Annotated in this window: 21 protein-coding genes; 7 read left to right on the forward strand and 14 right to left on the reverse strand. The window is 54.6% G+C overall.

The window, feature by feature from the left end; all coding sequences use genetic code 11:
- Positions 1 to 133 precede the first annotated feature (133 nt).
- The 3 genes from JMJ04_RS25710 to JMJ04_RS25725 all read right to left on the reverse strand — a co-directional run bounded on the left by JMJ04_RS25710 (position 134) and on the right by JMJ04_RS25725 (position 6,750).
- A complete protein-coding gene (locus JMJ04_RS25710; RefSeq protein WP_236038396.1) occupies positions 134 to 3,613 on the reverse strand; it encodes a discoidin domain-containing protein in 3,480 nt (1,159 codons plus the stop codon).
- A gap of 456 nt (positions 3,614 to 4,069) precedes the next feature.
- Complete coding sequence (locus JMJ04_RS25720) at positions 4,070 to 5,353, reverse strand: glycoside hydrolase family 16 protein (RefSeq protein WP_201373277.1); 1,284 nt, start codon at positions 5,351 to 5,353, stop codon at positions 4,070 to 4,072.
- A 290-nt stretch (positions 5,354 to 5,643) separates the two neighbouring features.
- The gene (locus tag JMJ04_RS25725) at positions 5,644 to 6,750 is read right to left on the reverse strand and encodes a LacI family DNA-binding transcriptional regulator (RefSeq protein WP_201373278.1); all 1,107 of its coding nucleotides are present in this window, start codon (positions 6,748 to 6,750) and stop codon (positions 5,644 to 5,646) included.
- 258 nt (positions 6,751 to 7,008) lie between these two features.
- Between JMJ04_RS25725 and JMJ04_RS25730 the strand changes: the two genes are divergently transcribed.
- Complete coding sequence (locus tag JMJ04_RS25730) at positions 7,009 to 7,497, forward strand: DinB family protein (protein WP_201373279.1); 489 nt, start codon at positions 7,009 to 7,011, stop codon at positions 7,495 to 7,497.
- A 237-nt stretch (positions 7,498 to 7,734) separates the two neighbouring features.
- On the opposite strand, the gene JMJ04_RS25735 is transcribed toward JMJ04_RS25730, so the two are convergent.
- The 9 genes from JMJ04_RS25735 to JMJ04_RS25775 form a co-directional block, all read right to left on the reverse strand.
- Complete coding sequence (locus JMJ04_RS25735; protein ID WP_201370406.1) at positions 7,735 to 8,520, reverse strand: ABC transporter permease; 786 nt, start codon at positions 8,518 to 8,520, stop codon at positions 7,735 to 7,737.
- Complete coding sequence (locus JMJ04_RS25740) at positions 8,521 to 9,282, reverse strand: ABC transporter ATP-binding protein (RefSeq protein WP_201373280.1); 762 nt, start codon at positions 9,280 to 9,282, stop codon at positions 8,521 to 8,523.
- A 12-nt stretch (positions 9,283 to 9,294) separates the two neighbouring features.
- Entirely contained in the window at positions 9,295 to 10,158 is an 864-nt protein-coding gene (locus JMJ04_RS25745; protein ID WP_201373281.1) for a pentapeptide repeat-containing protein, read from the reverse strand.
- Positions 10,159 to 10,173: 15 nt separating this feature from the next.
- Positions 10,174 to 10,503, reverse strand: a complete 330-nt coding sequence (locus JMJ04_RS25750; RefSeq protein WP_201373282.1) for a PadR family transcriptional regulator — start codon at positions 10,501 to 10,503, stop codon at positions 10,174 to 10,176.
- Positions 10,504 to 10,797: 294 nt separating this feature from the next.
- Positions 10,798 to 11,025: a hypothetical protein gene (locus tag JMJ04_RS25755; protein WP_201373283.1), complete on the reverse strand. Its 228-nt coding sequence runs from the start codon at positions 11,023 to 11,025 to the stop codon at positions 10,798 to 10,800.
- Between the two features lie 146 nt (positions 11,026 to 11,171).
- Positions 11,172 to 12,764, reverse strand: a complete 1,593-nt coding sequence (locus JMJ04_RS25760) for a LuxR C-terminal-related transcriptional regulator (RefSeq protein ID WP_201373284.1) — start codon at positions 12,762 to 12,764, stop codon at positions 11,172 to 11,174.
- 136 nt (positions 12,765 to 12,900) lie between these two features.
- A complete protein-coding gene (locus JMJ04_RS25765) occupies positions 12,901 to 13,674 on the reverse strand; it encodes a P-loop domain-containing protein (protein ID WP_201373285.1) in 774 nt (257 codons plus the stop codon).
- Between the two features lie 66 nt (positions 13,675 to 13,740).
- Positions 13,741 to 14,541 carry a class I SAM-dependent methyltransferase gene (locus JMJ04_RS25770; RefSeq protein WP_201373286.1) on the reverse strand — a complete coding sequence of 267 codons (801 nt, stop codon included), beginning with the start codon at positions 14,539 to 14,541 and terminating at the stop codon, positions 13,741 to 13,743.
- 228 nt (positions 14,542 to 14,769) lie between these two features.
- Positions 14,770 to 15,387: a GyrI-like domain-containing protein gene (locus JMJ04_RS25775; RefSeq protein WP_201373287.1), complete on the reverse strand. Its 618-nt coding sequence runs from the start codon at positions 15,385 to 15,387 to the stop codon at positions 14,770 to 14,772.
- Positions 15,388 to 15,592: 205 nt separating this feature from the next.
- On the opposite strand from JMJ04_RS25775, the gene JMJ04_RS25780 reads away from it, so the two are divergent.
- Both JMJ04_RS25780 and JMJ04_RS48870 read left to right on the forward strand, forming a co-directional pair.
- A complete protein-coding gene (locus JMJ04_RS25780; protein WP_201373288.1) occupies positions 15,593 to 16,558 on the forward strand; it encodes a helix-turn-helix transcriptional regulator in 966 nt (321 codons plus the stop codon).
- Positions 16,559 to 16,663: 105 nt separating this feature from the next.
- Complete coding sequence (locus JMJ04_RS48870; protein ID WP_201373289.1) at positions 16,664 to 16,894, forward strand: aldo/keto reductase; 231 nt, start codon at positions 16,664 to 16,666, stop codon at positions 16,892 to 16,894.
- On the opposite strand, the gene JMJ04_RS25790 is transcribed toward JMJ04_RS48870, so the two are convergent.
- Positions 16,842 to 17,246 (reverse strand): ArsR/SmtB family transcription factor, encoded by a 405-nt coding sequence (locus JMJ04_RS25790; RefSeq protein ID WP_201373290.1) that lies wholly within the window; start codon positions 17,244 to 17,246, stop codon positions 16,842 to 16,844. The two genes, JMJ04_RS48870 and JMJ04_RS25790, sit on opposite strands and share 53 nt — an antisense overlap.
- 861 nt (positions 17,247 to 18,107) lie before the next feature.
- Here JMJ04_RS25790 and JMJ04_RS25795 point away from each other — a divergent pair.
- Positions 18,108 to 19,376: an MFS transporter gene (locus tag JMJ04_RS25795; protein ID WP_201373291.1), complete on the forward strand. Its 1,269-nt coding sequence runs from the start codon at positions 18,108 to 18,110 to the stop codon at positions 19,374 to 19,376.
- A 146-nt stretch (positions 19,377 to 19,522) separates the two neighbouring features.
- Here JMJ04_RS25795 and JMJ04_RS25800 read toward each other — a convergent pair whose 3' ends face one another.
- On the reverse strand, positions 19,523 to 20,485 hold the full coding sequence (locus JMJ04_RS25800; protein WP_201373292.1) for an IS630 family transposase: 963 nt from the start codon (positions 20,483 to 20,485) through the stop codon (positions 19,523 to 19,525).
- Between the two features lie 372 nt (positions 20,486 to 20,857).
- Here JMJ04_RS25800 and JMJ04_RS25805 point away from each other — a divergent pair, with 372 nt between their 5' ends.
- The 3 genes from JMJ04_RS25805 to JMJ04_RS25815 all read left to right on the forward strand — a co-directional run bounded on the left by JMJ04_RS25805 (position 20,858) and on the right by JMJ04_RS25815 (position 22,932).
- Positions 20,858 to 21,052 carry a hypothetical protein gene (locus JMJ04_RS25805; protein WP_201373293.1) on the forward strand — a complete coding sequence of 65 codons (195 nt, stop codon included), beginning with the start codon at positions 20,858 to 20,860 and terminating at the stop codon, positions 21,050 to 21,052.
- 219 nt (positions 21,053 to 21,271) lie between these two features.
- Entirely contained in the window at positions 21,272 to 22,186 is a 915-nt protein-coding gene (locus tag JMJ04_RS25810) for a sensor histidine kinase (protein ID WP_236038398.1), read from the forward strand.
- A gap of 128 nt (positions 22,187 to 22,314) precedes the next feature.
- On the forward strand, positions 22,315 to 22,932 hold the full coding sequence (locus tag JMJ04_RS25815) for a class I SAM-dependent methyltransferase (RefSeq protein ID WP_201373294.1): 618 nt from the start codon (positions 22,315 to 22,317) through the stop codon (positions 22,930 to 22,932).
- Positions 22,933 to 23,003: the final 71 nt, after the last annotated feature.

Genomic DNA, 23,003 nt, shown 5'->3' on the forward strand with positions numbered 1-23,003 from the left:
CTTATTATGGGTGCTTCTACCTCCACTTTTCTCCCAAACTTACCAAACATCTTTGGAGGATGACTTCATACCTCATAAGAAAGCGGGACGGTAGACCTCAAGAGGTCTACCGTCCCGCTTTCTTATCATAGGCTCAGGCGTAGATGCCGAATTCCCAGAGGGAGTAGCCATAGGTAGTGCCACGCTGCGTGGCGTACAGGCGTACATACCTGCCGGAGCCGGTGACATCGAAGTCGTCGAAGCCTCCGTCACCGCTGGTGGTTGAGTAGATCGTCGTCCAATTGGTGCCGTCATTCGAGGTCTGGATCTGGTAGGCACTGCCATAGGCGCTCTCCCAGGCCAGTTGAATGTGCTTGATCGAAGTCACCTGGCCGAGATCAACCTGAAGCCACTGGGGATCGCTCCAGTCGCTTGCCCAGCGCGTCGAGAAGTTGCCATCGGTCGCGTTCGACGCCGGGAAGGGCGCGCCAGTGCCCGTTGCCTGGTAGGACGAGGCGGTCGTGGGCTTGCCAGTTGACACATTGGTCCCGTTTACCGGCGGCGGGCCAACCTTGAATGACTTTGTCTCGATGCCAACGTTCCCCTGGCCGTCGTAGGCGTAGACGTAGACTTTCCAGACGCCCATCTGCTGCGGAGCGGTAACCGAGAAGGTTCCCGCGCCCGTCTGAGTAAAGGTGGCGTAGGAGAGCCCCGTACCTCCATCGACGTACTTATGGGTAAACATCAGGTTATAGCGGACCGGGTCGTTGTTGGGATCGCTGGTGCTCACCGAGACGGTAAACTGGCCGCCCGCCGGAACATTTGTCGACGGACTCACCGACATACTGGAGATGACGGGTGGAGTGTTGGCCGAACTCTGCCCGCTATAGGCCTGCTTGAGCGAGTGATAGGCCAGCCGCTTCCAACCGCCGGTTAAGAGATTCAGCCATACACCGCCAAAGTCGTTCTCGATGCCGTAGTTGAAGAGCGTGCCACCCAGGGCCACGCCGGTATGCCCCGTGATACAGTTCCAGTCGCTGGGATAGGCATCACGCTTCTGCACATCTGTTGGCTCCGTGGGCACACCATTGGCGTCGTTGGGAACCTCCCATTCGCCTGGGGCACCACCCTCGGTGAGGATGTATGGTTTGGTGTAGCCACCATTAATCCAATCCTGCTTGACCGAACAGACGGCGCCATAGGAGTTGACCGCGTAGAGGTCGAGGTTGGGCGAGTTGGCCTTGTAATACGCCCAGGCTCCTGTCCAGGCATCGGTCGAGGTCACCGGGTGATTGGGATCGATGGCGTGAATGGCCTGGGCAACCTGGTCGACGTACTGCGCGTAGGCGTTGCGCTCCTGCTCAAGCTGCGTGCCTGAGTAGGTATTCTGCATCGTGAGAATGACCTCGTTGCCGACATCCCACATGAGTACGCCTGGATGATCCTTATAGGTCGTGACCCAGTTCTTGATGTCATTGAGGGTGTTGGTCTTATAGGTCGTATCGTTCAGGTAGTCGGCGCCCTGGTTAAGCCAGAAGCCATTGACAACCTTGATGCCATAGGCCGCCGCTGAGTCGAGAAGAGGCTTGGAAGAAGCATCCGTCCCCCAGGTGCGAATGGTATTTACGCCCATCGATTTCAGGTCGGGCATATAGGCATCGGCAGCTGCGGCAGGAGGTCCATAAGTCAGGCCCTTGACCTGGTAGGGTGAGCCATTAACGTTCAGTTGCCAGTTCCCCTGGGTACCTGTGACGTGAACGACGCTGGGCGTTGTGGGCACAGGTGGCGTCGTAAGCGGGGTTGGCGGGGTACCAGTCTTCTGCGAGACAGAGAGCGAGCCCAGGCTGAGCGTTCCACCCGAGGAGGTGGCGCTACTGGGCGAGGTACAGCCACAGACCGTATTGGGAAAGGAGCCGCCGATGGCGAGATCAAAGACCATGAAGAAGCCATGATCGATGGCCGCCTGCCAGGTGCTCACACCAACCTGGCTCTCGCTCACAATCCAGATCTGCTGGTTGTCCAGGTAGAAGCGTACCTGCTCGTCCGAGAGGGTACGGTCAATGATCACAGAATAGGTGTGGTAGTCGGTCTGGCAGCCGGAGCAGGTCGCCAGGCCGCTGGTCTTGCCATTATACTCGTTGCAGGGGCCATTGGGTGCGGTTCCACAGTGCATGGTCGCGGCCTCCAGGCTGCGCCCATTGACATTCTCCATGACGTCCAGCTCGCCTACCGAGGGCCAGGACGAAATGTTATTGCGGTAATCGGCGCCCATCAGCCAGAACTTCGGCCAGTAGCCCAGACCATTGGCGGGATTAGGCTGCTTGATAGAGGCCGAGATCATCATCTGGCCGCCCGCGGGGGCCGCGAAGTCGCTGCGCTTCGTCTCGATGCGGCCCGAGGTCCATGAGCCATTGGAGTTCAAAGCTGTAATGTTAAGGTGACCGCTGCCATCGAGGGAGACGTTGCTGGTCAAACTACTCATCGTCTCGACCTCGCTAGTACCCCAGTTGGCCGGGCCGCCTGGATAGCTCGTTCCGGTATCCAGGGTCCAGTCATTCGCGGAGGGAGAGCTACCTGCCGAGCCCGTGAAATTGGCGCTCCAGACGGGGGTCCAGCCCGCAGGCTGCGTTGGGGTTGGCGTGGGCGTGGTAGATGTGCCACCGGTATAGACCTGGAACTCCCAGAGCGAGTAACCATAGCCGGTTCCGCGCTGCGTGCCGTACATACGGATATAGCGCCCGCTACCAGAGATGTTGAGGGTCTCGGTGCCACCGGCCCCTGTAGTGGTCGAGTAGATATTTGTCCAGGTGCTGGCATCATTGGAGACCTGAATCTGATAGGCCTTGCCATAAGCGGCCTCCCACTGCAAGACGACCTTGCAGATGCTTTGGGAGCTACCCAGGTCGACCTGCAACCACTGTGGATCACTGGAGGCACTGCCCCAGCGCGTGCCTGTATTGCCGTCAACGGCGTTGCTTGCCGCCAGGTCACTACTCTGGATGGAGGAGGCCGTCGCCGACTTATTCAGCGCGGCATTGGTTGTGCCGCAGCCCGCCCCCTGGAGCGCTCCATAGACCTGGAACTCCCAGAGCGAGTAGCCGTAGCCAGTCGCGCGCTGCGTCCCATACATGCGCACATAGCGGCCCGTGCCAGAAATATTGAGCGTCTCCGTTCCACCTGCCCCCGTCGTAGTGGAGTAGATGCTGCTCCAGTTGGTTCCATCGCTGGAGACCTGGATCTGGTAGGCCTTGCCATACGCGGTCTCCCAGTTCAGCACTACCTGGCTAATGGAGGCCGTCGCGCCCAGGTCCACTTGCAACCACTGTGGATCGCTAAAGGCACTCCCCCAGCGCGTGCCTGTATTGCCATCCACGGCAGCCGAGGCAGGAGTACCAGCCGATTCCGTCGAGGAGGCTGTCGCGGGCTGATTCTGCGAGAGCAGGGTAGCAGCAGCATGAACCCGGGAGATCGAGGTAAAGAGAGGCGAGGCTAGCAACAAACTTACGAGAACTGTAGAGAGTGCGAGGCTGAAGGCCAGCCCCTTCAAACATTTACGAGCGCGAGCACGAGCATCAGAATGCGAACGAGCGGCGAGAGGAAGATCAGCCCGCTTGCCCATGACAGGTTGAGGCATCGCATAAACTCCCTTCATGCACTGAAGTAGGAACATTCCTTTGTCCCTAAGCCAACCAGTTAGTCACACGCCAGTAGCCGCGCAGCCCCAGTAGCCGCGTACGCCAGTAGCGGGCCCTGGCTAAAAACATACGAAATCGCCAACCTTATAGGCCGCATAGTCATTGGTGCTTCCATTCATCCAGGCCGCCTGGTTGGGTGGATCATAGGGCATCTCGTTCTGGTTCTCTCCTGACTGCCTGGTAGCATTCTACCAGCGAGAGAAGCTAATCTGCATTTATCCATGACAATGCACTAATTGTTTAATATCCCGGAGTATAATAAATGTAGGTCATGTAAGGGTCGGTTATTTCCCTCACCTATCTACTAAGTCGCCCTCAATTACAGAAACTACGAGAATAAGGCGAGCCGGGATCTCTCCCGGCTCCCTTTCTGTTAAGAACCTTCGGTAACCCGGCTATGGATGCGTCCAGGTGTACCAGCCAGTATCATACTGGAGGCCACTCTTCTGGTAGGTGAAGGAGTATTGGACAGTTTTGCCTGCGCTAAAGCCGCCAACACTATACTCCCAGTGTCCGGTGCCACTGTTATAGCTCATGTAGACGTTCTGCTGTGTGTTGCTGCCCACGATATAATGCACGATCACATAGCCCGCCGTCCAGCCACAAGGCTGGAACCAGAGGAGGCCCGTACTGGAGTTGACGCTCTGTGCACCCTGGGTGAAAGTGCTTCCCGTACAGCCACCACTGGGTGTGGGCGTCGGTGTGGGCGTAGAGCCAACAGGCGTCGGTGTGGGCGTGGGAGCCGTCCCACTCGAGGTAAAGACCTGGACATTGTCAACGAGCATCGGCACATTGGGCTGGGTCGCAGAGGTGGGCGTATTGGTGCCGGAGACGCCGTTGGGGAAGCCACCGCCGATGGCGAGATCGAAAATGATAAAGAAACCATGATCGACGGCACTGGACCAGGTAGCCGCGTCAACCTGCGAGGCGCTTACCGAAAAGTAGTTGACGCCATCCAGGTACCAGTGAATCTGCTCTGGGGAGACACTGCGATCAATGATCTCAGTATAGGTATGATAGCCGGTCTGACAGCCCGAGCACGCCCGCTTACCGCTGCCAATACCCGAGGTTTCATTGCAGGGACCGCCGGGCGAGACGCCGCAGTGCAACGTGCCATACACTGAACTCAGGCCGTTGACATCTTCCATAATGTCAACCTCGCCATCATGGGGCCAGTTCTGGTCTGTGCGATAGGGAGTTCCCAGGGTCCAGAAAGCAGGCCAGTAGCCTAGAGCCGCCGAGCCAGAGACATTGGGCTGTTGCAGCGAGGCGGTAATCTTCAACTGACCGCCAGCGGGCGCGGCAAAGTTATCCTGTACCGTTTCGATGCGCCCGGAGGTCCAGTTTCCATTCCCGTCGCGCCTTGGGGTGATCGCGAGATGTCCACTTCCATCCAGGGAGACGTTAGATGTACTGTTGGTCATGTTCTCAATCTCGCCCGTACCCCAGCCCGTGCCAGTATCATACTTCCAGACGCTTGTATTTACACCAGTACCAGAGGTCCCATTGAAATCCTCGTTGAAGACCTGGTTCCAGGTAGCAGCCTGGGCGCTTGACGTCTTACCATAGGGGAAAAAGCTTAGAGCGGCGAAAACCAGAGCGGCAATAAGCAGGAGTGCCGCGATGTGGAAGGTGCGCCGCCGTCCTGGCGGTCGCGAGGAAACAAAATTGTTTTGCATGGATTGTTCCTTCTCCGATGACATTATCGGCTATAGCAAATCAACATCCTTGTATTTGAGCTATTGACACAGCTCCTGTGCCTTCAACTCTGCTATCGCGGAGATGGGTCATACGCGAGATCGCTGCTAGATACAGCTTGTTTGTGGTTGCAACCACCCCCTTTCCGGCTAAAACATTACAACGAAAAAACACGACAACATGATGACTATGTGACAAGTCTACAGGCTACACACTACATAGGCGCCCGATTTATCGCGCGCCTATGGTAGATGGGTACACCACAGGGCTTCTAAGTCTTGACGGACAGGGATGCCTGGGTGCTGGATGCTCTAATCACCATGCTGGTTGGTAGTTGCAGGTGCACAGGTTGATCCCGCTCGGAGAGCCGGGGGAAATCTGTTGGCGCCTGGACTTGCTGCGATGCTTTTGGGCCAGCGAGGTATTGGGGGTCGATCATGTTCAAGAGTAGCTCGGTGGCTCTGCGACCCATTTCAGAGAAGGGCTGGTGCACAGTGGTTAAAGGAGGGCGCGTATAGGCAGAGAGCAGGTTATCATCGAAGCCCACAATTGTCACATCTTCTGGGACGCGGATTCCCTGCTGCTCCGCGTACTCCAGTACGCCATAGGCCATCTGGTCATTGGCGACAAAAATGGCGCTGGGCCAGCTCGCCCGCTCACGTGAGAACAATTGCTTGGCACACTGGCGACCATGCAGTGGCTCAAAACCGCCCTGAAGGAGCAGTTCAGGCTCAGGCGCGATCCCTGCCTCCTGCAATGCCTGGCAGTAGCCCCTATAGCGCTCATTCGCCCAGTAGTAATGCTGTGGGCCACTAATATGCGCAATGCGTGTGTGGCCAAGTTCCAATAGATAGCGGACCGCAGTGCAAGCACTCTCCCTGTTATCAATACCCACCCAGGGGATGTGTCCAGGCTCCTCCTGGTCATCGATCAGGACGATGGGCAAACCATCTTGCGCGAGGCGGGTAATCTGAGGCATGAGTTCATCTGTGAAGATCGCGAGCAGACCGGAGACCAGGTGCAGATTCAAAATACGCTTGACCACTTCAGAGTGATTGCACTCGGCATTGGCAAAGTTAATGCTGTAGAGGACAATTTCATACGCGCTATCTTCGATATATTCGGCGACGCCACGTATAATCTCGGGTAGAGCGGGCCAGACCAGGGGAGGAGCCAGCACCCCTATCAGGTGCGTATTTCCGCCCGCCAGGCTAACCGCGGTAGCATTAGGCACAAAATCATGTTCCTCAACCACGCGCATAACGCGCGCGCGCAACTCGCCATTCACGGATGGATTGCCGTTCAGCACACGCGATGCCGTGGCCTTCGATACGCCTGCCAGGCGCGCAATATCCTGAATGGTCAGCTTTTTCTGCATGCCCACGCTCCCGCTTCTTCGCGATACACTCCTAGTAAACAACTGTGTTGTTGTGAAAAGTATAAGTTAGAAACCGGTTTCTGTCAAGGGAAAATAAAATTGTGAGGGACTGGCTGCCTGGCACCTGCCAGGCAGCCAGTCCCTCACAATCATAATCAGGTTAAGCACTAACAGGAGCGATGATGTCCGCTTTCCCTGGTACAATAAGGGAAAGATGTAAGAACAATACCATAAGCCTCATTGAAAGGATTAGAATCCATGCCCGAGAATGGCTCGACCCTCGCGGTCTTCTACGAAAACTGGCAGAACTATCAGAATCTACTCATTAAAGCCATCGCGCCCCTGACCCCTGAACAGCTGACGCAGCGCGCCGATCCCAGCCTGCGCTCAATCGATATCATCCTGCGCCACATCATCGGAGGCCGTGCGCGCTGGTTCCACCAGATGATGGGGGTAGGAGACGAGGAGTTTATTAGCATGGGAGGTTGGGATAGACGGGATGCGCCTGAACGCAGCGCCGCCGAACTGGTCCATGGACTGGAGAAAACCTGGAGTGTCATGTACGAAGCAATCTCCAGCTGGACAGAGGAGGACTGGCATATTACCTACCAGAACGATCCTGGCGACGAGCCAGAGACCTTCACCCGCCAGTGGATCATCTGGCACCTCATCGAGCACGATATCCACCACGGCGGCGAGGTCTCCCTGACCCTGGGCATGCACGGCCTGCAGGCGCCCGATTTGTAACGGATCATCGGTGTCTCCCTGGAAGATGAAAAAGGGCAGCTCAAAAAACAAGACCGGATTTCAAAGAATTCATTGAAACAGAGTCATTGTATCGCCATCATCAGCAGGCCTCCCATCGTCAGCCTGGGATTGAAGGTAAATGTACATCCTGTCGTCTCTCTGTCATATGGACGTGCTGAACGTGTCGAGCAAGAGGAGAGATGGTGTGAACTTCTTTCCTCGGAGAAGGCCCTCTGTTTACACGCGCTTTTGATAGGCCCTCATCGCAAAGATGTAGGCCACCACCAGAATGCCGACGCACCAGGCAAGCGCCACCCAGATCTCCTGAGACACGGGCTGTCCATATAGCAACGCACGGATGGTGTTCACGATCGCCGTCACGGGCTGGTTTTCGGCAAAGACGCGGACTGCCAGTGGCATCGATTTGGTCGGCACAAACGCCGAGCTGATAAAGGGCAGGAAGATCAGCGGATACGAAAAGGCGGTGGCCCCTTCCATCGATTTGGCGCTCAATCCGGCAATCACCGCTAGCCAAGTTAACGCCAGCGTAAACAACGCGAGAATACCGACGACGGCCAGCCATGGCAGAATGCCCGCCGACGAGCGAAAGCCCATAATCAGTGCAACGAGGATGATAACCGCCAACGAAAGCGCGTTGGAGACCAGCGAGGTCAGCACGTGTCCCCACAGCAGGGTGGAAGGGGCTATCGGCATAGAGCGGAAGCGCTCAATGATCCCCTTTTGCACATCGTTAAACAACCGGTACGCCGTATAGGCTATCCCGCTCGCAATCGCAATCAGTAAAATCCCAGGTAATAAGTAATTGACATAATTGCCTGTCCCGGTTTGAATGGCGCCACCAAACACATACACGAACAGCAACATCATCGCAATAGGCGTGATCAGGACTGTGATAATGGTGTCCATACTGCGGAAAATATGGCGCATAGAACGACCAAGCATCACGCTCATATCGCTGAAAAAGTGCCTCTGTATGGTTTCCTGTTTCTGTATCGCTTCCATTTAGTGTTCCTCCTTTTTGCCAATGATGGCCAGAAAGATCTCCTCCAGAGTCGGTTGTTTTTCCACATACTCCTTTTGAGCAGGGGGAAACAGCTGTTTGAGCTCTGCGAGCGTGCCGCTAGCAATAATCTTGCCCTCATGGAGAATGGCAATGCGATCAGCCAGCTGTTCCGCCTCGTCCAGGTACTGCGTGGTCAAGAAGACGGTGATGCCCCCATCAGCCAGCTCCTTCACGACTTTCCACATCTCGATGCGTGCCTCGGGGTCCAGCCCGGTGGTCGGCTCGTCAAGGAACAGGATCGGTGGTGTTCCCACCAGGCTCATGGCCAGGTCAAGCCTGCGGCGCATCCCGCCTGAATACGTCGAGGCCCTGCGGTTGGCAGCATCGATTAAACCGAAGCGGGTCAGCAACTCGTCGGCCACCTGGCGCGGCTGTTTGAGGCGTCGGAGCCTGGCGATCATGATCAGATTTTCTTGCCCGGTCAACATCTCATCCACGGCGGTAAATTGCCCGGTCAGACTGATTGCTTGCCGCACGTGGTCTGGCTGTGACGCCACATCAAAGCCGTTGACGATGGCCGTTCCGCCGTCCTGTTTGAGCAGCGTGGTGAGGATTTTGACAAGCGTGGTCTTGCCCGCGCCGTTGGAGCCAAGCAGGGCAAAAATGCTGCCCTGCTCCACGCTGAAATTCACGCCCTTTAAGACATTGAGCTTTTTGTATGATTTTTGGAGATCTCTTACCTGAATTGCAGTGTTTTGCACAATCTTCGCTCCTTATGATAGAACAGCCACCTTCGAGACATCAGCTCCCAGGCCTTTGAGCGCGGCATACGTGACCTTATCCATCATCGCGCCCTCAAAGTGAATGGATTGAATGGCACGCTTCAAAGACCAGATCCCCACCGGGCGAAAAGACACATTTTTCAGGGTCGCTCCCTGAAACGAAACATCCTTGAGTGCTGGCAGGTCAAACGTGACGCCGAGAAAGGTCTGCCCATCAAGTCGCTGTCCGCTCAGGTCGGAATGTTTGAAGTCCACGCCGAGAAAGCGACAGCGTTCAAAAGTTGTTTTTCTCAGGTCGGTCTTCGTCAAGGTGACATCAGTCAGCGTGACGCCGATGAAGTGTGCTCCGACCAGCCCCGATGTGCTGAAGTTGGTGCGCACAAGGATGGCTTCACGGAAGTTCGCGTCCTGAAGGTCAAGGGTGGAGAAGTCGCAATCGGTCAGATTGGCGCCTGCAAAATTGGCTTCACGGACATCACTGCCCCGAAATGAGCTCCCGGTGAGGTCTGCGCCCGTAAAGTCCGAGCCGCGCAAGGCACTCGCTTGAAAATTGCCTTGATGCGCGACAACGCCCGCAAAGTCGCTCTGTGGCAGATGGCTTGCACTCAAGTTGATGGCCACCTGCCGCTGCAGCGCGTGGGAGAGGTTGGCGACCTCCTGGACGGTTTGCTCAATGTCGCCGATACTCTCAATGGTCATATCAAAGGCGGTTTCATCATCCTTGCCCTCGGCTTTGAGCTCACGGAAGCGCTCCTGCACATCGGAGAGCAGATCAGCCTTTAATTCGGCGGCGCTTTTGACCTCCTCGTAGGGAGCAAACACGCCGTTGACATAGTTGGTCAATTTCTCATTCATACCAACACCTTTCCTTTACAAGAGGTTCTCCAGCACGCCCTTCGCGTACTCCCAGTTGCCTTTGTTGCGATCGTAGGTTGCTTTTCCTTTTTCCGTAATCCTGAAGTATTTCCTTCTTCCGCCTTGCGATTCATCGCCCCAATACCATTCGATATCAGCGTCCAGCTCAAGTCGCCGGACGCTAGAGTACATCGTGGCTTCCTTTAATTCATAGTCCCCACCCGAGCGCTCAGCAAGCAGCTTGACAATCTCGTAGCCGTAGCGGTCAGCTTCCGATAAGAGCCGTAAAATCATCGTATCGATATGTCCGCGCAGCAGGTCGGAGGTCAGTTTGTGTTCACTCATCTCATCACCTCATAGTTGGAGTATACATCACATTACTATTATTGTCAAGGTAGTATTTCGATTGTAATACCTTTCTCGATAAACTAGCGCCCGGTTCTTTCTGTGACATCCCTGGGGTACATGACAAGCTTCCGTGTCGTCGTTTTGTACATCCTAGGATTTCTACTCGACCTTCTTCCGCTCTGTCAAAGGAACCCGGAAAACACCAGGAGCACAAGCTTAGCGGAAAATATCCGGTTTCGCTCTTGCCCATCAGATCCTTACCGTAATTTTGAGGTTTTTTATGTCGGGACCCTAAGAAACGTGCGGCTCCTCAGCCTGGGATGTCTCATCCGTTTGCAGGGAAAGAAGGCTCAGATTCAAACGGCGCAGCGTTCCTAGCACTCCATGCAGCGCCGCCTGGTCGAGGAGCGTGCCAGTGAGCAGGGTCGTTCCCGTGGCATCATGGAGAATGGTTAATCCTCCCAGCCATTCTTGCCAGGACGGGTCCAGGTGCCCTTCCACATAGATGTGGCAATGCATCTCGCATGTGTCCTCCGCTCCATTTATTTCATTTGATAAGAAGAGTATAGAAGATCTGGGTGAGTCAGACTCATCCAGGTGGGTGATTCAGGGTGGGTGATAAAGAAGGATATTAAGGAAGGCTAGAGGGATGAGAACAGGAGTGATTAGAGCAGATGGAGGCTGCGTGCGGCAGCACTCGCTTCTACGCGGTTGGTGACACCCAGTTTGCGATACATACTCTGCAAATGCGTCTTCACTGTATTGACCGAGACTACCAGAGCACTTGCGATCTCGGGATTGGTGCGCCCGGCGACAAGCAAACGCAGCACCCGTAGCTCCTGGGGACTCAGCGGCTCGCTGAGCGCTGCCTGGGCGAGAACAGAGGGATTTTGCGGCAAGGGTGACAGCGTTCCTTGAGAGTTGGCAGATGATGCATCTGCCATTTTCGCATGATATTGCTCCTCTTGCTCGAAAGCTGTTAGCAAAACTGAGACATAGGAGCGCGAGAAGCTGGTGTCCTCTACCGGTGCGTTGAGCAGCTCCTGGAGCACACGGCGCATAGGTTCGCCTTCATCGAGATACACACGCAGGAAGCCCTCTGGCTCGGTCAGTGCAAACAGGCGAGCCGCGACTCTGCGAGCCTCTGCTTGCTTGCCCGCATGATGCAGGGCGACGAGGGAGAGCGCGAGAAAACCGATCGTATCAAAGATATCTCCTGGCAGATCAAGATAGGCACGGAAACGTTCGAGCATCTCTATCGCCCAGGTATATCGCTGTTGTGCGCAATACACATGCATCAGCGTCAGAAACTCAACTTTGCGCCTCGGGTTCCAGTTCTCCGTGTGAAAGACAACGTGCGCTGCCCAATCGTTTGCCGCAGCCAGGTCGCCTGTAGCAAGCCAATATCGTACCCGAACCGTGGTGATCCAGGGCGCCCAGAACGTCTTCCATCGCTCCTGTTGAAGCATGTGCTCCATCCCCTGGATCGCCTGATGTGCGCTCTCCAGATCCCTCGTTGCGAGCGCATGCTTGGCAGAAAACACATATCCTGTGCTCTGTAACTCGATCTGCTGCCAGGCAATAGCATCATGGACCATCTTCTCTGACAAAGCGCGCACCTCTTCCAGCCGATTCCACTGATACAAGACGTCAGCCAGGCCCCAATCACCGTATCCTGCCAGAGTAACATGCCCCTCAATCTGTTGCAGCAGGGTCTGGACTGCCAGACCTTCCTGGTACGCCAGGTGCAGTTGTCCAGAACGAACAGAGGCCAGTGCCAACCATTGCGTGACCTTGAGGGTCGCATAGCGGTTCCTCTCCCGGCTTACGCGCTGCTTCATCTCCTGGAGTTCTGGCACAACCACGCCTCCTTCACGCAAAAAAGTGTAGTAGCGAACGAAGCGGCTGAAATATGGGATCATCTGCCAGATAATCTCGTCCTCCCTCTTCACATGCGGCATGGCCTGAGAACTCAAGTGCAGAAATTTCACATCGCCTGTCGTTGTAGCCTCAAATAACAGCATCCATGCGCGCAGCAAACGAAGCCGCTGCTGGAGGATTGCCACCTCCTCCGAGGGCCGAGTATCATTGCCTTGTTGCCCGAGAACCCCCTCCACGCGTTCTATCATCTGCTCTACCTGCATGTGTACTCTGATTTGCTGTGCATCCGCTGTCGAAGCAGAGGAAGTGACCAGATAGTAGGCGATAGTTAGCACCAGACGAGCATGTTCGCCCACCACCGCATCTGGCAATGCCATGATTCAGCGGTACAGTGTATGGGTCTCGCCATGCAACCAGATGTCTTCGGCTGTACGTTCCAGAAGCGAAGCCGCGTAAGAGAAATCTGCTGCCTCCAACGCGTGAACGATGGCCTCGCGCATCTCACCTTGTGCCTCATACCAGCGTGCTGCCCGTAGCCACACAGACGGTACATGCTCCGCCTGTGTGGCCTGCAAATGCGCGAGGAGCACCTCGCGAAAGAGATCGTGGAAGCGATACCACCTCCTCCACCGAGAAGGGGAAATCCGACGCCTGGACGAGAAAGCTGGTCGCCTCTTCTTGAGTAAAATACAGATCAGGATCGCGGATTTCGAGCATCTGGCCCCGCGTGCGCCAACGAGAGAGCGGCAAGTCAGGATCGATACAACTGGCAAGCACCAGGTGCAGGTTGACCGGAAGATGGTCGAGCAGGAACGTGAGGGCTTCGTGAATCGCTTGATCCTCAATTATCTGATAGTCGTCCAGCGCCAGGATGATCTCGCTGCCCTGCTCCAGAATCTCATTGATGAGTGCGGTCAAGATCGCCTGGATCGGCGCCGGCTGCGGGGTGGAGAGCATGCGGAGTGCTTCCTCTCCGACAGCAGGCAGGTACGTGCGCAGAGCCGCGATGACCGTGGCCCAGAAGCGGATGGGGTCATTGTCCCATTCATCGAGCGAAAGCCAGGCAACCTTGCGCGCAGAAGAACGCATGTGGATCGCCCATGTGGAGAGCAGCGTGGTCTTTCCGCTGCCAGCAGAGGCGGAAAGCAGGGTTAGTCGGTGAGCAGACACCGCGTCCAAGTCTCTAAGCAGGCGCTCCCTCGATACCAGTGCCAGAGGAAGTTGCGGATGAGCGAGTTTGGTCTGTAACAGAAGTGTGCTGCTGCTCTTGCTTGAAGTCTGTGACATAGATTCCTTTCCCGTTGCTTCTTCTGCCTACTCACCTCATTATCCGCCAAGGATGAGTATAACACACTAAAGAGACAGCGAGCAAGCAAGAGTAATTCCCCATACAACTTCGTCGAATACAGACAGCGTCAGATTGTCATCCTGGAGGAAGGGTGTGAGCAGTTTTCTGACTTCTGCATCAAAGGTCTGTGTCGCAGCCTTGTCCATGCGTTCTCGTGAGAGGCCATTGCGCGAGTGGAGGGAGTGAATATAGTCTTCTATAGATTGTACAAAGACGCTCGAACGTGTACGAAAGCTTCCCTGTTTCTGGAAGAGGTGACGCTCTTCCAGTTCCTCAACGAGATTGTATGGGCGATACTCTTTATTCGTGGAGAAACGCTGAATGAGTGCCCCGAGTCCCTGGTTCCAAGGTGCAGGCTCGTGTCCGCGCTCAACAATCGCCAGGTAGCCATGCGAGGTCAAGATGCGGTGAAACAGGGGCAGGACCACACCCCATTCCATCCAATGCAGGCTTTCTCCAGCCGTGACAAGCCCATAGGGAGGCTGTAACTCGACCTCCTCCACACGCCCATAGATCCAGCGCAGGTGAGGATGATCGCCACCCGGAAGCGCTCGCCCCTCGTTTAGCATAGCCTGCGAAAAGTCGACGGCATCAACGCGCTCCACCAGGCCTGCAAGCCGGCGCGCCAGGTCCCCTGTGCCGCAGCCTACATCCAGGACCGTCCGTGGCTCGTCAGTAATAAGCTCAACGAGCTTGTGAATGGCCTCATCAGCATAAGGCGATCGGTGGTGATACGCCTCAGCAATGCTGCTATCCTTAAATTGTTCGGCATACTTCAGGCCGAGATGACCAGGTTTCGGCTTCATGCCAATGCCTCCTTTTTCCCATAGAATCAATGCAATTTGGCTCAGACACAGCTTTGGGGATAAGCGACAGTGGAAAAGTGCTACGGAATCGGGAACATTGTACCATCTCGTGGCAATGTACGACCAATGACGCGCGTCTCAAGCTACATCATCTTTCTCCTCGCGTCACCGATCATCTCGATTGACCATTCTTTGTCTGTGATATCCGTCACCGTTCTGGAAGAGTTCTTATCCCAAAGGATGGCGGATCACCGTGCGCATTTTGTTTGGGGCAACTCTGCGCAGATCGTTCAGATAGATCTCGTGATGCTTCCCGCGAAAGGTATATCCCTGTTCCTCCAGAAAACGGTCAAGCTTCTCGAGCGTTGGTCCTTCATCTGCAAATGGACCAACATGCATGATCTGGGCTGCGGTTCCCTCGTGGAACCTCTCCAGGCGTACTTTCTCCAGCGCGCGCAGGTTCTTCTTGCGCTGCGCCTGTCTGCATGCCTCGGTAAACCATACCTCCGTCACACAATCCGGCTGCATCATCATCGCCGTCCACTGCCAGTCTTCACGTGGAGCGTCCTTGCCACCATCAGCCCACCAGAGTCCCTCAAGAGGCATGATAGGATAGTCAATGGCCGCTTCTTTCTTGAGCAAGAACTTGGTGGTATAGGCAACCGTATACAATGCCTCAACTGCATCTTTAAACTCCTGTGCCGTATTGGGATCGCCTTTCCCATCCAGCATCAGAAACTGCATTGCAGGAACCTCTACAACCACGACCTCCTGCACAGGAGGGGTATAGAAGTGTTTCAAATCTGTTTTGAGATCCAGTTTGGTTGGCTCAATGCTTCTGTTCATACATTCCTACTTTCTGCGTTCTCTTTTCGCTCAAAAAGCGAGACGTGGACGCCATGATCTGCTATCGCTCGCCATCGGCTGGCAACGGCTCAACACATAATCTTCATCTCAGAGCATACTTGATGCTCCCTGACATCTTTTGTCAGGGAGCGGAAGAGATGGTACACTCTCGTTGAACATGCGGAACAATCAGAGGGGAAGAGAGATGAGAGCCGATCGTTTACTGACCATTTTGTTGCTGCTGCAGGCACGAGGGCGCATGACTGCCCAAGAACTCGCAGAACGTCTCGAGGTATCTGTGCGGACCATGTATCGAGATCTTCAAGCACTCAGCCAGGCAGGTATTCCTATCTATGCAGACGCAGGGACAGGAGGAGGATACGCACTCGTCGAACAGTATCAAACGCGCTTGACGGGGTTCACGAAGTCCGAAGTACGCGCACTGGCCCCATCGCAATCGGGAGGACCTCTTCACGATCTGGGTCTGGGATCGGCTTTGGAAGCAGCATTCCTCAAACTTGAAGTAGTGCTCTCGCCGCATTGGCAGGGAGATATTGACACCGTCAAACGATCCATTCACCTGGATTCCACAGGCTGGCTTTGGGCACATGAGCCTGTACCGTTTTTACCTCTGTTGAATGAGGCGCTCTGGCTGGGTCAGAAAGTGGAGGTGGATTATTCTCGCCACGATGGTCAAATCCGTCAGCGCATCATTGATCCGTACGGGTTGGTGGCAAAATCCACCATCTGGTATCTGATTGGCGCGGTTGATGGCCAGATACGGATCTTCCGCGTTTCGCGTGTGCGCGAGGCTCGGCGCCTTTCGGAAAGCAGTCAACGCCCGCGAGAGTTCGATGTGCGGGTCTACTGGGAAACGTGGAAACATACCTTGGAAGCGAAGTATACTCCTTATGTTGTTCGTCTTCGTCTTGCGCCAGAGGGAATCCAGAAACTCTTCGAGAGAGTAGATGAAACGGTACGAACCTCGATGAGAGAAGAGCCAATCGACGACGATCAGGGATGGCATCTCATTTCGATGACGTTTCATTCTCTTCTTCATGCGCAGGCAGTTGTTCTGGGCATGGGGAATCTCCTGGAAGTCTTAGAGCCGTTGGAGCTTCGTGAAGCCATTCGCGCGCAGGCCCAACAGATTGTCGCCCTCTATGAATGAGAGGGAAGGTGTCTGCTGAAAGCCGCCAAAGAAAGCGGCATCATCTTTTCGCCGTGGCACCCGGCAGTTCTCCGGAAAGACGACAGCGCACCGCGTTTTCACGCAGTGCTTGACCCGATCGCCGAAAAGCACGGAGTATCGCTGCAGCAGCTCGCCTTAGCGTGGCAGTTGCACCGCTCTGAAAACATGCTGCCGATTCCGGGCACCACAAGCCTTGAACATCTAAAAGAAAACCTTGCCGCGGCTGCAACTTCGCTTACGCAGGATGAGGTAGATCCGTTTTTCAATCATTTGGGTCATGCTCATCAATTCTTTCCTTCTCTGATGCCATGGTGACATTCTCTTCTTCCGGGGTGGATGGTGTGCGTGGCTCATCAAGCAGATAGCTCCGCAAAGCAGCCAAACGATGATCCCAGCGTGCTTCGATGGTCGCAATCCAGGTCGTGACGGACTGCAAGGCCTCTGGATGTGGCGTATACCGCCGTTCTCGACCGGCCTCGTGGACTACCACGAGGCCGGCCTCCGCCAGAATCGTCAGGTGCTTGGTCACTGCCTGGCGTGTGATTGGTAAACGTGCAGCAAAGCTCGTTGCTGTCCCAGACCCTTCTTGGCAGAGCTGTTCGAACAACAAACGGCGCGTTGGATCTGCGAGGGCTACAAAGACCTGGTGTGTCTGTGAATCTGTCATCACATGTTCCCCTCTCCTGTTTGCGATCCTGAAAACACCACATACAGGAGAAAACGCAAACGGTGGATGCTGCTTGTGCTATATTGCTGAAATGGTGCTCTCAAGGTAAACACGCAGCTAAGGTGTTTCCTCCTTGTGAATTACTCCACTTTTCCATTCTTTTTAACTTGCAACTATCCAATTGCATAATGATAGTATATCTCAGAAAACACATTTACGGTTGAATGATAGATCGCCGAGCGGTTCCATCGGCCCCTGTCCTTGCATCTCCAGGCGTCAGATCTCCTGCACTAGTTGCCATCCGCACTTGCGGTAAAAGGCACGGGCATGCTTATTGCTGGTCGTGATATACAACTGTATGCACGCTGCTCCACGCGTGGCCGCCTAATGCTGGGCCTGGCGCATCAGATGCTGAGCCAGGCCCGTATCGCGATACGAGGCGCACATAGAGCGTGGGCTGAGGCAAAAAGGGAGAGGGAGTCTTTCTTTATCCATGAATATCTATTTTGTCTTGCAAAAGGGCGCGAAGTTGGGTACAATCAAAGCATTATAGTATCGCTTAGACAGAAGCGGCCTGGGTGGCTGCTCGCAAGAAAGGTAGGTATCTCTGCATGTTGTTGTTTTTCGCTTTGGGCTACTTTGAGGTCAAACAAACAAGGCAGAGATTACATACCAGAGCACCGCTCGCATTGCATATGACGAGAGAAGCATCTCGCGCCTTTATATGTAGACGCGTACTTTAGTAGCGTCGTCCCCTTCGTGTTTGCTCACCTGGCCTCATTGTATCCCTTTAACCTCTCTCCTCTTGCCTTTTAAAGATGTTTTTGGGATTTCATGACTATAAGAATCAGAGGCTTTGAGATGCAAACACGCCATAGTGCTGCTACTATATACCTGCTCTTGAGGGGTATCTCCTCGCTGTTTGTGGCCGTTGTCTATACGGTTGAGTTGATCTACCAGGCTCAAAGTATTGGGCTTAATCCCTTCCAACTCGTCCTGGCTGGTATGGTTAATCAGCTGGTGGTCTTTGTGTGCCAGGCCCCAACGGGCGTGCTGGCAGATATGTATAGCCGCCGCTGGGCGGTGGTGAGTGGACTGCTTATCATTGGACTAGGCTTCTTGATCGAGGGCGGGATTCCGTCGTTCGCGGCTGTGCTCGCCGCCCAGGCGTTTTGGGGCCTGGGGTCCTCGCTGATGGATGGCGCCGATGCAGCCTGGATCGCCGATGAACTGGGAAGCGAGCAAGTAGGCTCGCTCTATCTGCGCGCGACCCAGGTTGGCTGGCTCTGTACCTTGCCGGGCATAGCGCTTGGCGCAGGTCTGGGTAGCATCCACCTGAATCTACCCATGCTTGTAGGTGGAGGCGGCTACCTGGCCCTCGGCCTGCTACTGGCCGTGATCATGCCGGAGCGTCGCTTCAAGCCCGCCACCAGGGAATCCAGCTCATCCTGGCGCCAGATGCAGCAGACGCTTGTGAAGGGCTTCCGCCTGATCCGCTTCCACCCCACACTGCTGGTGATCCTGGGAACAGGTGTTTTCTCGGGGATTGTGGGAGAGGCCTTTGGGCGCCTATGGCAGTATCACCTGCTACACAATTTTGCCTTTCCAACTATAAGCAACCTGCCCTCAATCACCTGGTTTGGTGTTATCGAGATCGTCATTGCCCTGACAAATATCGTCGGGATCGAGATCGCTAAACGCCGCCTTGATACCAACAACCAGCGAGCCGTGGCCTGGGGCCTCTTGCTCATCGAGGGCACCACTCTACTGGGTATTGTGCTCTTTGCCCTCTCCGGACAATTTATCCTGGCCCTGGCGGGCCTCTGGCTCCTCACAACCGCCAATGGGCCTCGCATTCCTCTCCGGCAAGCCTGGATTAATCAGCATACGCCCTCCAACATTCGCGCCACCATTCTCTCGTTTAACTCCCTGGTGGGCGCGCTGGCGGCGATAGCAGGTGGGCTACTTATTGGCGCGCTGGCTACAGCCTTGACAACCCGGCCCGCGCTCCTGTTCTCCGGACTGCTACTGCTTCCTGCCCTCTACCTCTACACTCGAACCCTTCGCGGGAAGCTATCAATTACAACAACAAAAACTGAGGGGGAGGACATGATGCCCGAAAATACGTAGTCGCTTCTCATACATACATAAACGTGCAGTACTGATGTACGCGCCTACTCAAGTATGCTGGACGAATGACTTGCGTTTCCTTCACCCAGCATACTTGAGTAGGCGCGTACCTTGCCCTTATGAACTTTAACAATCAAAGTCGGTAATCAAGGACTACGCAGGGCAACAGCGAGCTTCCCATTACCAAGGAGCCCAACAGAGCGAAGCAAAGCTTGCGACCCTTGGGCGAACTGAGCAAAAAAGGCACGACACCGTTGACGAAATTGGTCCCATGCATCAGCGAAACGGTGTAAGTGCAAGACTTCTTGTCGAAATTTGCGCCAGAGCTTTTCAATGGGATTGAGCCAAGGAGCATAGGTCGGGAGCCAGACAATCTCTAGGCGAGGGAGAAGCTTGAACTGCGCCTGAACCTCGGCATGGGTATGGATCGACCAGTTATCCATGATCACATAGATCTTCTCAGTATTGGGGTAACAGCGGTCGATTTGTTGCAGGAAGGCACAGACCTGCCTGCGTCCCACGATGTAATTGTCTAGGGTCGTCACTCTGCCAGTTAAGGCATCAAGAGCACCAATGATCCGCCATTGCCTTTGAGGAGATCGTTTGCGGTCAGCTACTGGCGGTGGTGCAGGAGCACGCGCTCCCCAATCAGGAGCTGGGTCGGGCCAGCGAAAGAAGCCCATTTCATCGACAAACAAGGCAACGAAGCGAGAAGGGGCGCGAGCAACTTGTTCTAAGACGGCCAGGAGATGCTCAAGCTTTTGCTGATACTGAGGATCAGGGCTATACATCTGAGTACGAGCAGCACGCAAGCAAAAGCCTGCGTCTTGCAGGACTTTCCAAATCCCAGCCAGACTGTAGTTCGCAAGAAAAGGAAACACCTTGGCGATCTCAGAGAGCGTCCACCGATTGGGCAGCGTTTCTTGGTTCTCTCGACACTGAGCTCCAGGGCCTGCTCTCAGTCGCTCTTCAATCTCTTGAGTATGATCGAAGACGAATCCGATGAGGGCCACCATGTCGGTGAACAACCAGACCCATGAGGCCTTCGTTCTGATACCACTGCAGCCACTGATACACGCTATCAGGGTCTCGTGGCCGCAAGAGTCCATGTTTAGCAACCCAATGGGGTGAATGCCCCTGGGCGATTTTGAGCAGGGCTGCGCAACGCTCTCGCACATGAGGCAAGGGGTGATGATGAACCGCTTCCTCTAGCGCTACACGCTCTGGCTTGTTGAATGTCACGTGCCAACTCTGACCGACTTTGCTCATTTGGCTCATCAGAAACTCCTCTCTTGAGAAATACCTTCCTTTGAGAGGATAGCATTACCGATCTTGATTGTTAAAGTTCATTAGGGTAGTCAGTAGCGCACCTCCTTCGCTGGTGAAGCAGCAGGGTGGGCTGCTCCTCAAAAGCCACTCTGGCTCAGATTTCAAATTCCTCCCTTGAGAGATATACTGTGGGCAAGCTAGGAGCAAACATCATGACTCAACGACCATTAAGCCCAGAAGAAAAACTGCATATTGTTCGACACTTGGTAAGCGGCGAAAAGTACCTGGGCCAACTCAGTCGTGAGTACAAGGTCTCGCATACCATCATCAGCAACTGGCATGAAGCCTCCATTTTTGAGGTAGGCAATGAAAGTCAAAGAGAAGCAACAAAAGCATCGACAAGTTGACCAACATCACTCATGGTGGCATTCTCCTCTTCTTGGCTATCCTTTTGCTGTTCTCTTTGCCACCGGCGCGTTTTTGATCCCCATGTCTGAGAAATCCTTGGGCATTGAGGATCTTTTTATTGAGCCGCCGTTTGTCATCGCAACGCTTCTGGTTGGATGGTTCTGGGGCATCGGTCCAGCACTGCTAGCTTTGCTTCTCGAAGTACTTGCAATCGATTATTGGCTTGTCCCCCTCTCGGGAGCATCTCGTTTTTTCTGTGGCCCAATATTGCTTCATTCGCGCCGTTTATTCTCATCCAGCTTATGGTCCTGGGTCTGGTCGTCGTTCAGAAAAACTACCGACAGCAGCTTCTCCATGCTAACCAGGAGATCTCTCAACATGCTGAGGAATTGGCGGAGAGCAATGCTCAACTCGAACGGGCGGACCGGGTCAAAGATCAGTTTCTCTCGATGGCCTCCCACGAACTGAGAACACCGGTGACGGGTATTCAAGGGTATGTACAATTGCTCCTGCACCGATTGAAGAAGCAAAGCATACAGAATCCGGAATGGCTTCCCATGTACGACGCTCTGGGTAAAGTGGATGAGCAAACCCGGCGGTTAACGGGTCTAGTGAATGATTTGCTCGATATCAATACGTTGCATTCAGGGAAGATGCCAGTGCACCTGGCATCCTGTGAGCTAGGTTGCCTATGCCGGAGAATTGTCGAAGAACAACAGGCTTTGGTAGATCGTTCAATCGATCTGCGACTTCCTGCCGATCCTGTGACTGTGCAAGTCGACGACAGGCGATTCTCTCAGGTCGTGAGCAATCTGGTCAGCAATGCTCTCAAATATTCACCTAAGAATACGCCCATACTCGTGGAGGTGAGCCAGAGACCAGGAGAGGTCATCCTTGCAGTTAACAATGAAAGCCCTGTGCTTACCAAAGAACAACAGGAAACCCTTTTTGAGCCGTTCTATCGGAGTCCTGAAGCCCAATCCTCCGCGACACCCGGATGGGGGCTGGGACTTGCCATTTGTAAAGAAATTGTTGTATTGCACAACGGGCGCATCTGGGTAGAGTCTTCGCCAGAAAAGGGCACGACCTTTTTTGTCGCCTTGCCTCTTCCAACGAGTTCGGAAAGCGCATAGCTCAAAAATGCGCGACAAAATCATATTCAATTGTATCATACTATTCAGTGGGTATGTGTTACAATAATTGAGCCGTAAAGCGCAAGAAGCCAATGATAAGCAGTGAGAAAGGATGAGCACAAGTATCTATGGACTACCAACAGGTCACGACCCTTTTGCAAGAAGCCTACAGTCGCGAGAGTGCCAGCAAGCGCAACCAGACGAAGAAAGAGGATTGGAAGGTTGCCGAGCGGCAGGATTTTCTCGACCTCTTACAACGTGAGGGGAAGCAAGCACTGCTGGAGGTGGGAGCAGGAACCGGCACGGATGGCCTCTTCTTTCAGCAGCAGGGCCTGCGCGTTGTCTGCACTGATCTCTCGCCCGCCATGGTCGAGCTATGCCGCGAGAAGGGCCTGGAGGCTCACGTCATGGATTTTCTGGGCCTGGATTTCCCCTCGGCCTCCTTCGACGCGATCTACGCGCTCAACTGCCTGCTCCATGTGCCAACAAAGGATCTCCCCAGCGTGCTGGAGAAGCTGCGCGACCTCCTCCGCCCAGGCGGCCTCTTCTTCCTTGGCGTCTACGGCGGCGACGAGCAGGAGGGCGTGCGTGAGGAAGACTGGCATATACCGCCGCGTTTCTTCGCCCATCACACTGACGAGTTCATGCGCCAGGCTGTCTCACCTTTTTTTGAGATTGTCTCCTTTAAGTCTATCTCAATCACAAATTCAGATTGGCGCTTTCAATCCCTGGTGCTCAGGCGCTAGTGTGTTTTGAGCTTCAAATTGACATGAAAACCTCTTTTCATGGAGATGCTCTGGTCAAGTTCCAAAGGTAT

This window comes from Ktedonobacter robiniae (assembly GCF_016587375.1).
In the GTDB taxonomy this organism is placed as follows: Bacteria; Chloroflexota; Ktedonobacteria; order Ktedonobacterales; family Ktedonobacteraceae; genus Ktedonobacter; species Ktedonobacter robiniae.

Excerpts from the sequence above, each read along its gene's own strand:
- JMJ04_RS25800 (WP_201373292.1), bottom strand. The coding sequence starts at position 20,485 with ATGGACTCTTGCGGCCACGAGACCCTGATAGCGTGTATCAGTGGCTGC.
- JMJ04_RS25735 (WP_201370406.1), bottom strand. The coding sequence starts at position 8,520 with ATGGAAGCGATACAGAAACAGGAAACCATACAGAGGCACTTTTTCAGC.
- JMJ04_RS25815 (WP_201373294.1), top strand. The coding sequence starts at position 22,315 with ATGGACTACCAACAGGTCACGACCCTTTTGCAAGAAGCCTACAGTCGC.
- JMJ04_RS25770 (WP_201373286.1), bottom strand. The coding sequence starts at position 14,541 with ATGAAGCCGAAACCTGGTCATCTCGGCCTGAAGTATGCCGAACAATTT.
- JMJ04_RS25775 (WP_201373287.1), bottom strand. The coding sequence starts at position 15,387 with ATGAACAGAAGCATTGAGCCAACCAAACTGGATCTCAAAACAGATTTG.
- JMJ04_RS25765 (WP_201373285.1), bottom strand. The coding sequence starts at position 13,674 with ATGTCACAGACTTCAAGCAAGAGCAGCAGCACACTTCTGTTACAGACC.
- JMJ04_RS25750 (WP_201373282.1), bottom strand. The coding sequence starts at position 10,503 with ATGAGTGAACACAAACTGACCTCCGACCTGCTGCGCGGACATATCGAT.
- JMJ04_RS25710 (WP_236038396.1), bottom strand. The coding sequence starts at position 3,613 with ATGCCTCAACCTGTCATGGGCAAGCGGGCTGATCTTCCTCTCGCCGCT.
- JMJ04_RS25790 (WP_201373290.1), bottom strand. The coding sequence starts at position 17,246 with ATGACAGATTCACAGACACACCAGGTCTTTGTAGCCCTCGCAGATCCA.
- JMJ04_RS25745 (WP_201373281.1), bottom strand. The coding sequence starts at position 10,158 with ATGAATGAGAAATTGACCAACTATGTCAACGGCGTGTTTGCTCCCTAC.
- JMJ04_RS25720 (WP_201373277.1), bottom strand. The coding sequence starts at position 5,353 with ATGCAAAACAATTTTGTTTCCTCGCGACCGCCAGGACGGCGGCGCACC.
- JMJ04_RS25755 (WP_201373283.1), bottom strand. The coding sequence starts at position 11,025 with ATGCATTGCCACATCTATGTGGAAGGGCACCTGGACCCGTCCTGGCAA.
- JMJ04_RS25805 (WP_201373293.1), top strand. The coding sequence starts at position 20,858 with ATGACTCAACGACCATTAAGCCCAGAAGAAAAACTGCATATTGTTCGA.
- JMJ04_RS25795 (WP_201373291.1), top strand. The coding sequence starts at position 18,108 with ATGCAAACACGCCATAGTGCTGCTACTATATACCTGCTCTTGAGGGGT.
- JMJ04_RS25780 (WP_201373288.1), top strand. The coding sequence starts at position 15,593 with ATGAGAGCCGATCGTTTACTGACCATTTTGTTGCTGCTGCAGGCACGA.
- JMJ04_RS25730 (WP_201373279.1), top strand. The coding sequence starts at position 7,009 with ATGCCCGAGAATGGCTCGACCCTCGCGGTCTTCTACGAAAACTGGCAG.
- JMJ04_RS25725 (WP_201373278.1), bottom strand. The coding sequence starts at position 6,750 with ATGCAGAAAAAGCTGACCATTCAGGATATTGCGCGCCTGGCAGGCGTA.
- JMJ04_RS25760 (WP_201373284.1), bottom strand. The coding sequence starts at position 12,764 with ATGGCATTGCCAGATGCGGTGGTGGGCGAACATGCTCGTCTGGTGCTA.